A 647-nucleotide genomic window follows, 5' to 3' on the forward strand; every position below is an offset into this window, starting at 1 on the left:
ATGATCGCGCAGCGCGGACGCGTCGAGCGCGCCGAGATGGAGCAGACCTTCAACATGGGCGTCGGCATGGTTGCTGTCGTGGCTCCTGAGGACGTCGATCGTGCACTGGCTGTGCTCACCGCACGCCACATCGACTGCTGGACGCTGGGAAGCATCAAGAAGGCTTCGGACGTCGCTGCAGAGCGCGCGTTCCTGGCCGGAGATCACCCGCGCTTCTAAAGCCGCAGAACATAACAAGCTGCCCCGCCGGATTCGATCCGGCGGGGCAGCTTTGTCTATGATCTCGATCCGATCCACTATGCGTGAACAGGAACGAAAAAATGAGGAAGAGCGCTCAGCTCTTCCTCATTTTACAGTCTGCGCAATTGGCAGTGCGCGGTCAACGCCGCCAGTCGTCGTAGTCGTCCTCTCGCGAATGCCCTTCCCTATCGGAAGTCTGGTCCGATCGGACACTGCTCCGATGCGAGTTGGTCGATCCACCTGCGAGCTCTCGTTGCAGGCTATCGAAATCCGTGGTCGGTACGCTGTACTTCAATTCGCGTGCAACCTTGGTCTGCTTTGCCTTAGCCCGGCCGCGGCCCATGGCTGACCCCCTCGCGCTTTCGCGGGGCGGCCTGGGGAATTTGGCGGCCCCGTTTGAGTGTGTA

At 60.9% G+C, this 647-nt stretch carries 2 protein-coding genes; one reads left to right on the forward strand and one right to left on the reverse strand.

Translation table 11 applies throughout. From position 1 onward, the window contains the following. Nucleotides 1-219 (forward strand): AIR synthase-related protein (locus QM600_RS29490; RefSeq protein ID WP_283265320.1); only part of this gene is annotated, 219 nt, incomplete at its 5' end. Between the two features lie 160 nt (nt 220-379). Here the strand turns inward: QM600_RS29490 and QM600_RS29495 are convergent. Then, nucleotides 380-583: a DUF3073 domain-containing protein gene (locus QM600_RS29495; RefSeq protein ID WP_033233950.1), complete on the reverse strand. Its 204-nt coding sequence runs from the start codon at nt 581-583 to the stop codon at nt 380-382. Nucleotides 584-647: the final 64 nt, after the last annotated feature.

The organism is Rhodococcus sp. IEGM 1379 (genome assembly GCF_030056815.1).
GTDB lineage: Bacteria > Actinomycetota > Actinomycetes > Mycobacteriales > Mycobacteriaceae > Rhodococcus_F.

Excerpts from the sequence above, each read along its gene's own strand:
- QM600_RS29495 (WP_033233950.1), bottom strand. The coding sequence starts at position 583 with ATGGGCCGCGGCCGGGCTAAGGCAAAGCAGACCAAGGTTGCACGCGAA.